The sequence below is a fragment of the Mesorhizobium sp. WSM4887 genome (assembly GCF_029625865.1).
Classification (GTDB): Bacteria; Pseudomonadota; Alphaproteobacteria; order Rhizobiales; family Rhizobiaceae; genus Mesorhizobium.
On record NZ_JARTVP010000001.1, the window covers coordinates 368,172 to 374,739 of the forward strand.

Annotated in this window: 9 protein-coding genes; 5 read left to right on the forward strand and 4 right to left on the reverse strand. The window is 63.2% G+C overall.

The features are described from left to right. Positions 1 to 48 precede the first annotated feature (48 nt). Positions 49 to 768, reverse strand: coding sequence for a DNA-3-methyladenine glycosylase I (locus P9230_RS01830; RefSeq protein WP_278117173.1), 720 nt, complete (start codon positions 766 to 768; stop codon positions 49 to 51). Between the two features lie 197 nt (positions 769 to 965). On the opposite strand from P9230_RS01830, the gene P9230_RS01835 reads away from it, so the two are divergent. Together P9230_RS01835 and P9230_RS01840 are read left to right on the forward strand one after the other, a co-directional pair. Then, complete coding sequence (locus P9230_RS01835) at positions 966 to 1,526, forward strand: DUF1003 domain-containing protein (protein WP_127215169.1); 561 nt, start codon at positions 966 to 968, stop codon at positions 1,524 to 1,526. After that, the gene (locus P9230_RS01840; protein WP_067328172.1) at positions 1,526 to 2,134 is read left to right on the forward strand and encodes a DedA family protein; all 609 of its coding nucleotides are present in this window, start codon (positions 1,526 to 1,528) and stop codon (positions 2,132 to 2,134) included. The genes P9230_RS01835 and P9230_RS01840 overlap by 1 nt, the downstream gene beginning before the upstream one ends. Before the next feature lie 23 nt (positions 2,135 to 2,157). Here the strand turns inward: P9230_RS01840 and P9230_RS01845 are convergent, their stop codons facing one another. Together P9230_RS01845 and P9230_RS01850 are read right to left on the reverse strand one after the other, a co-directional pair. Beyond that, the gene (locus P9230_RS01845; protein WP_067328170.1) at positions 2,158 to 2,517 is read right to left on the reverse strand and encodes a diacylglycerol kinase; all 360 of its coding nucleotides are present in this window, start codon (positions 2,515 to 2,517) and stop codon (positions 2,158 to 2,160) included. A gap of 77 nt (positions 2,518 to 2,594) precedes the next feature. Beyond that, complete coding sequence (locus P9230_RS01850) at positions 2,595 to 3,014, reverse strand: GFA family protein (protein WP_278117175.1); 420 nt, start codon at positions 3,012 to 3,014, stop codon at positions 2,595 to 2,597. Positions 3,015 to 3,337: 323 nt separating this feature from the next. Between P9230_RS01850 and P9230_RS01855 the strand changes: the two genes are divergently transcribed. From P9230_RS01855 to P9230_RS01865, 3 genes are all read left to right on the forward strand, one after another. Further along, the gene (locus P9230_RS01855; RefSeq protein ID WP_278117177.1) at positions 3,338 to 4,408 is read left to right on the forward strand and encodes a diguanylate cyclase; all 1,071 of its coding nucleotides are present in this window, start codon (positions 3,338 to 3,340) and stop codon (positions 4,406 to 4,408) included. A 71-nt stretch (positions 4,409 to 4,479) separates the two neighbouring features. Beyond that, on the forward strand, positions 4,480 to 4,857 hold the full coding sequence (locus P9230_RS01860) for an antitoxin Xre/MbcA/ParS toxin-binding domain-containing protein (RefSeq protein WP_066998964.1): 378 nt from the start codon (positions 4,480 to 4,482) through the stop codon (positions 4,855 to 4,857). Continuing rightward, positions 4,817 to 5,584: an RES family NAD+ phosphorylase gene (locus P9230_RS01865; protein WP_066998946.1), complete on the forward strand. Its 768-nt coding sequence runs from the start codon at positions 4,817 to 4,819 to the stop codon at positions 5,582 to 5,584. Before P9230_RS01860 ends, P9230_RS01865 begins: the two co-directional genes overlap by 41 nt. Here P9230_RS01865 and P9230_RS01870 read toward each other — a convergent pair whose 3' ends face one another. Beyond that, complete coding sequence (locus P9230_RS01870) at positions 5,585 to 6,289, reverse strand: hypothetical protein (RefSeq protein ID WP_067000338.1); 705 nt, start codon at positions 6,287 to 6,289, stop codon at positions 5,585 to 5,587. Between the last annotated feature and the right edge of the window lie 279 nt (positions 6,290 to 6,568).

Sequence of the window (6,568 nt, forward strand, 5' to 3'; positions counted from 1 at the left end):
AGGACTGGCCGGCGAATGCCGGTCAAGTCCCGCTGCAGCCGCAGGCGATCAGGCCAGCTCGCCCATATATTCGCGCAGCGTCTCCGGCGAATGGTTCTCGCCGATCGACATCGCCAGAATGCGCGAGATGTGCCGGCGCGGCAGCTCGGTCTCGGCGGACCATCGGTTGATCTGCGCCTGGATCTTGTCGAGGTCCCGCTTCGAGGTCGGGCTTTCGGCGATGTCGAGACCGGCGTCGCGCAGCGCCGCCGCCATGTCGGCGGAAACAATGAAGGTGTCCCACTCCAGCCAGCGCAGAAAATACTGGCCGGTGTTGCCGCCGAGCCGGCTGCCATGCTTGCCGAGATAGGCGGTCAGCCCGACCTGGTCGTCGGCCGGCCAGTCGGCCAGGAACTTGCCGAAGCCGCCATGTTCCTTCGAGACGCGGTCGACGAAAGCCGCGTTGTCGCGCACGGATTTGATCTTTTGCGGGTTGCGCACGATGCGCTTGTCGGACGCCAGCTCGTGCCAGAAGTCGTCCGGCTGGAACAGGAGCCGCTTCGGCTCGAAGCCAAGGAACGCCTCCTCGAAACCAGGCCATTTCTGCTCGATCACCCGCCAGACGAAACCGGCGGCAAAGATGCGCTCGGCCATGGTGGAGAGGATGCGGTCGTCATGAACCTTCGCCACGGCAGTGTTGTCGGGCATGGGTCCGAGCAGCGACGCCAGCGCCTCTTCACCGCCCTTGCGTTTTGCCGCCCGGGCACGAATTTGCTGAAAGTCGGCCATTTCCGCCCTCGCCTGTTCCGACCAATCTATCACTTCCCGTCAGGCTCGGTAGCCTCTACCTCTATAAGCAATTCCAGGAAAAGTGCGCAGCGGTTTTCCGTCCGGAATTGCGTGAGGTAAGTGAGCAATCTCAGGAAAAACGCGCAGCGGTTACCATCCGGATTCTTGGAAACGCGGGCCTGACGACGGAGAGGACGATGAACAAGACGGTCGAGGATCTGTCGAACCGCTGGCTGAAGCGACAGCCGGACGGTCTCTCTCCTCTCGAGAGCCGCGTGCTCAAGTCGACGCTGGAACGCACCACCATCACCAGGGACACCAACGAGGCAGTCGCCTTCCATCAGAGCTATGGCGATCGCGTTGCCGACACGATCGCCCGTATCGGGGGCTCATGGTCCTTCATTCTGGGCTTCATCGCCTTTCTGGTGCTGTGGACCTTTGGCAATGTCTGGCTCTTGTCGCGGAACGCCTTCGATCCCTATCCCTTCATCTTCCTCAACCTCGTGCTCTCGATGGTCGCCGCCTTGCAAGCACCGGTGATCATGATGTCGCAGAACCGCCAGACCGAGCGTGACCGCATCGACGCCGCCCATGACTATGAGGTCAACCTGAAGGCCGAGATCGAGATCATGGCGCTGCATGAGAAGCTCGACGAACTGCGCCACAGTGAGCTCATCGGCATGCGCGACGAGATCCTGCGCATGGCTGAGCAGATCAGGCGGATCGACGAGAAGCTGTCGGCGCGGTCGGCGGGCTGATGACCGAGGCCATCCATCGTCTCATCGAGCAATACGGGCTGATCGCGGTCTTCCTTGGCTGCGTCGCCGAGGGCGAAAGCGCTGCCATCCTCGGCGGCTTCTTCGCCCATCAGCACATATTCGTGCTCTGGCAGGCTTTCCTGGCCGCGTTTCTCGGCGCCTTCGCCGGCGACACGGCTTTCTTCACCCTCGGCCGCAGCTTTGCCGATCATCCCTATGTCGTCAGGCTGCGCAGGCGGCCGGGTTTCCGCCGCGCCTACCGGCTGCTCAACACCCATCCCAACATCTTCGTGCTGACGAACCGCTACATCTACGGAATGCGGCTTGTCGGCGGCATCGCCGCCGGGCTGTCGACCGTGTCGGTGCCGCGCTTCGTCATCCTGAACGCCATCTCGTCGGCAGTCTGGGCAGCCCTCTTCGGCACGGTCGGCTATGTCTTCGGGCTGGGGGCGGAGCGCATGGTCGGCCAGGCATTTGCCCGCCATGAGCGCGTGCTCGTAGCCCTCGCCGTCGGCATCGCTGTGGCCGTCCTGGCCGGACTGGTTGCCCGCCATTTTGCCGGAAGGGAGCGCGCAAAGGACGCAAAAGAGGATCAGGCCGAATCCTAAGCTGTCGGACCGATGCCTCCCGGTCAGATCGGCGCGCCGATGATGCGCTCGATGATGGCAATGCCCCAGACGCCCCCCGCGATCACGATCGAAATCAGCACCGCCAGCGAGCCGCAGTCCTTGGCGAGCTGGATGTCGATGTGGAACTCGCGGGAGATCGCGTCGCACGCAGCCTCGATGCCTGTGTTGAGCACCTCGACCAGAATCATCAGCAGAACCGCGCCGATCAGCAAGGCGTAGCCGCGCCAGGATACCGAGATGAACCAGCCGGCCGGCAGAGCGAGCGCAAGCAGCATCAACTCCTGCTGGAACGCCTTTTCGTGAGCAGCCAGCTTGCGGAAAGCCCGCACCGAGTTGATGAAAGCGTCGATCAGCCGCTGCATGCCCAGCCCCGTTTCGAATCACCGTGAGGGGATATCGCAACAGCCGGGTCAAGGGAATAAGGCAGGCGGCCCAAAAGTCACTCGTCCGCGACCTTTATCGACGGCGTCGACTTGTCGAACTGCGGCAGGCCGTCGTCGATTGCATAATAGTCGCCCTTGTCGCCGACGAAGATGTGGCTTTCGGCCGAAAGCCCGGTCGGCTTGTCGAACGAGCCGGCCATGATGGAGATCGTGTCGAGCTCGTTGCGCTTCCAGAACAGCACCGAGCCGCAGCTGCGGCAAAAACCGCGTTTCGCTATGTCGGACGCGCCGTACCAAGCAAGCGCGTCGGCCCCCTCGATGTCGATGTCGGCGTCCCTCGAAGAAGTCGCTGCAACGAAATGGCCTGTTTGCTTGCGGCACTGCGAGCAGTGGCAATAGACCACCCCGCGCAACGCTCCTCTCGTCGTGAAGCGCACCGCTCCGCACAGGCACGATCCCGTGTGATTTTCGCCCATCCCCGGCCTCCTTCAACGCCATACGCCTCGATCGCGCCACACAAGATTCCAGTTTTGCGCTCTTCCGGCGCAGGCAAATGCGACACCGAAGCGGCGCGTTTCAAAAGCTGCGCCTGCACTGCAGTGCAACCTGAAGCAGCAAAAACGGTCTGGAAACGCCCGCCATTAAGGAAACTTTAGCGCAGCTGCATTTATGGTTCCTGCAGGCGATGGTCGTGTTGGGGACGCGGCCTAACATCGCAATTCTGATTCGATCCCCGCATTGGCGGCTCCCGGCGGTGGCAGGTCTCCGGTCGCGCACTGAAGGGGGTAGTGAACAGACTATGCAGCCGGCAGCCGTCCCGAGCGACAGAAATGGCGACATCGCCAGCACCGTTGTGGCGACCATGCGCCAGCTCGGCCTGCTCGGCCTGCCGCGCAACTACGAAATCTTCTATGAAGCGCTGAGCGGCAGCAATCACGAGCTCAGCCTCGCTGTCGTCTCGTTGAGCAACCGCCCGACGCAAGAGGATCTCGATCGCATCGGACGCACCTTCTTCCCGCAGCACCACGGGCCTGCGATCGTCGAACACGCCCGCGAGGTGGTCGCCAAGGAGCTTGAGGACGTCGCCGCGCTGCTGCGCAGCGAGCGCAGCCATATCGAAAAGTACGGCCGCATCCTCGACGAGACGTCGAGCGGCCTGAGCAATCGCAGCCTGCTTTCCCAGGATCTGCTGCAAAAGATCGCCGGCGCGATGTCTGCCGCCACCAGCTCGACGCTGGATCACAACCGCCAGATCGCGAGCACGCTCAGCGAAAAGACGGCCGAGCTCGAGAGCGTCAAATCGAAGTTGGAGGAATACAAGCGGCTCGCCAATACCGATCCGCTGACGCAGATCTGGAATCGCCGCGCCTTCGACAAGGAAATCACGCGCATCTACAACAGCAACCGCGGTATCCTCTTCAACGCGCTCATCCTTGCCGACATCGATCGCTTCAAGGATATCAACGACCGTTACGGCCATCCGGTCGGCGACAGGATCATCCAGATCATCGCCGACATCTTCCAGTCCAGCATCCGCGCCGACATGTTCGTGGCGCGCACCGGCGGCGAGGAGTTCGCGCTGATCGTCGAAGGCGCCAGCGAGGACACCACCTATGAAATCGCCGAGCGCATCCGCGTGCTGATCGAACAGACGCCGTTCACAAGCAGCCAGTCCGGGATGAACTATGGCACGGTGACTGTCTCGATGGGCATTTGCATGGCTTCCGAGGCCGACACCCCCGAAGACCTCTACACCAAGGCCGACCGCGCGCTCTACCGCTCCAAGATCGGCGGCCGCAACCGCGTCACCAGGCATTCCACAATGGCCGGCCGTGCCGGCAAGGGCTGGCTGCTCTACAAGAAGGACTGAGGGCACATTGGATACCCTTTCCAAATGAATTTCTGTGGACTATATTTTCCACGGAAATGAAGGGTGCGCTCATGCCACGTCCAGTCGCTGCCGCGACGGCGGCAGAAAATGCCGTCATCACCAAGGCCACGCTGCGCGCGGCCGACCTGCTCGAGATCACGGCGCGAACGCTTGCTCTGGTCATCGGCGTCTCTGAGGCGACGGTCTCGCGCATGCGCAAGCAGGAGTTCCTGCTCGAGCGCGGCACCAAGCCGTTCGAGCTTGCGGTGCTGTTCGTGCGGCTGTTCCGCTCGCTCGACGCCATCGTCGGCGGCGACGAGACGGTCGCCCGGGCATGGCTGAAGAACCCGAACACGGCGCTCGACGGCACGCCGCTCGAAAAAATCCTGACCATTGCCGGACTTGTCGATGTCATTGCCTACCTGGATTCCCGACGCGCTCTCGTCTGAGGCCGTCAGGCTCGAAGGCAAATATTGGCGGATGGTCGAGGCGCAGCATCGCGTCTCGACCCTGAAGCTCGTCGACAGGCTCGACGAGCAGGGCCTGCTCGAAGACCTCATCGAGGAAAGCAAGCCGCGGATCCCGCTGGAATGCCGCCATCTTCACTATCTTCTGGCGACGCCCTTCCGCTACGGCTCGATTTATCCGTACGGCTCGCGCTTCCGCCGCGCCGGCAAGACCAAGGGCGTCTACTACGCCGCCGAGACGGTGCTGACGGCAGTGGCGGAAATGGCCTTCTACCGCTTGCTGTTCTTTGCGGAATCACCGCAGACGCAATGGCCGAACGACGCGGCCGAATATACCGCCTTTGCCGCGGCGATCAGATGCGAGAAGGCCGTCGACCTCACGCGGCCGCCGCTCGACCGCGACGAGAAGGCTTGGACGGATCCGACTGACTATGCCGCCTGCCAGGCCATCGCCGACGTGGCGCGCGAGGCGGGGATGCAGGCAATCCGCTACCGCTCGGCGCGCGATCCGAAGGGCGCCAACATCGCGCTCTTGACGTGCAGCGGTTTTGCCAAGGCCAAGCCGCTGGAGCCTCATACCTGGCGCATCCGCATCGGCTCGTTCGGGGTCCAGGCAATCTGCGAATTTCCAGACAGGCGGCTGGAATTCTCAAGGACGAGCTTTGTCGATCCGAGGCTGGCGAATATGCGCTGGGAGCGCGGGCGCTAGTTAAGCCAGAATGTTGACCGCACGCGCGGCGACCAGCGCGATCGTCAGCAGCGAGATCATTGCCTCGGCCATCATCAGGAGCTTGGCGCGCTGAGTGAGCGGCAATGTGTCGGTCGGCGAGAACGCCGTCGCATTGGTGAAGGCCAGGAACACGTAATCGACAAAGCCGGGCAGCCAGTCGCGGATCTCGCGATCGGACAGCGTCATCTGCGGGAACAGGAAATCGGCATGTGCGCGCTTGACCAGGCCGCAGGTCGGCGGGCCGCCGCGGTCGGTGCTCCAGAACCACAGCGCGAAGACGATGACGTTGGTGACCCAGATGTTGAGCGCGTCGACAAGCAGCGTCGTGCCGGCGCCGGCATGGCCTGCCAGCAGCTTCTGGACCAGAAAGACCAGCGAGCCGCAATTCATGATGCTGATGACGCCGGTCATGACCAAGGCGGTACGGCGGATGAAGACGCGAAACCGGCCGATCGCATACCAATGCTCGTGATCGACGGCCTTCTGAGTCGCCATTTGCGTCCAGGCCGTTGCGATCGACAAAGGCACGAGCAGCGCCGCCTCGATCGCGGGCGCGAGCCACCGCGGACCGAAGGACAGGTCGTTGATGACCAGAAGCTGCAGGCAGATAACGACGAGCACCGCCGCCCGCGCCGACCAGAAATCGATCGCGCGGTGATGAACGATGGCATGCTCGTGGCGCATGGGGGGACCTGTGTCGTGTGCGCGGTTTTTCGACCGCGGGCGACACCTCCACCTCAATCTTGGTCTTGCGATGGTCGCGTAACTATAAATTTTCGTAAGGTTTCGGCGGCCGGCGCCTCGCAGGATCGGCCCAAACGAAAAGGGGGGGGGGGGGGGGGGGGGGGCCCCCGGGGGGGGGGGGGGGGGGGGGCGGGGGGGGGGGGGGGGGGGGTGGTGGGGGGGGTGGGGGGGGTTTTTTTTATAGGGGAACAAGAAAAGCAAAAGGAAGAAGGGGGGGGG

What these genes read in the sequence shown, in the direction of transcription:
- P9230_RS01865 (WP_066998946.1), top strand. Translation starts at nt 4,817, where the DNA reads ATGTCATTGCCTACCTGGATTCCCGACGCGCTCTCGTCTGAGGCCGTC.
- P9230_RS01835 (WP_127215169.1), top strand. Translation starts at nt 966, where the DNA reads ATGAACAAGACGGTCGAGGATCTGTCGAACCGCTGGCTGAAGCGACAG.
- P9230_RS01850 (WP_278117175.1), bottom strand. Translation starts at nt 3,014, where the DNA reads ATGGGCGAAAATCACACGGGATCGTGCCTGTGCGGAGCGGTGCGCTTC.
- P9230_RS01840 (WP_067328172.1), top strand. Translation starts at nt 1,526, where the DNA reads ATGACCGAGGCCATCCATCGTCTCATCGAGCAATACGGGCTGATCGCG.
- P9230_RS01830 (WP_278117173.1), bottom strand. Translation starts at nt 768, where the DNA reads ATGGCCGACTTTCAGCAAATTCGTGCCCGGGCGGCAAAACGCAAGGGC.
- P9230_RS01870 (WP_067000338.1), bottom strand. Translation starts at nt 6,289, where the DNA reads ATGCGCCACGAGCATGCCATCGTTCATCACCGCGCGATCGATTTCTGG.
- P9230_RS01845 (WP_067328170.1), bottom strand. Translation starts at nt 2,517, where the DNA reads ATGCAGCGGCTGATCGACGCTTTCATCAACTCGGTGCGGGCTTTCCGC.
- P9230_RS01860 (WP_066998964.1), top strand. Translation starts at nt 4,480, where the DNA reads ATGCCACGTCCAGTCGCTGCCGCGACGGCGGCAGAAAATGCCGTCATC.
- P9230_RS01855 (WP_278117177.1), top strand. Translation starts at nt 3,338, where the DNA reads ATGCAGCCGGCAGCCGTCCCGAGCGACAGAAATGGCGACATCGCCAGC.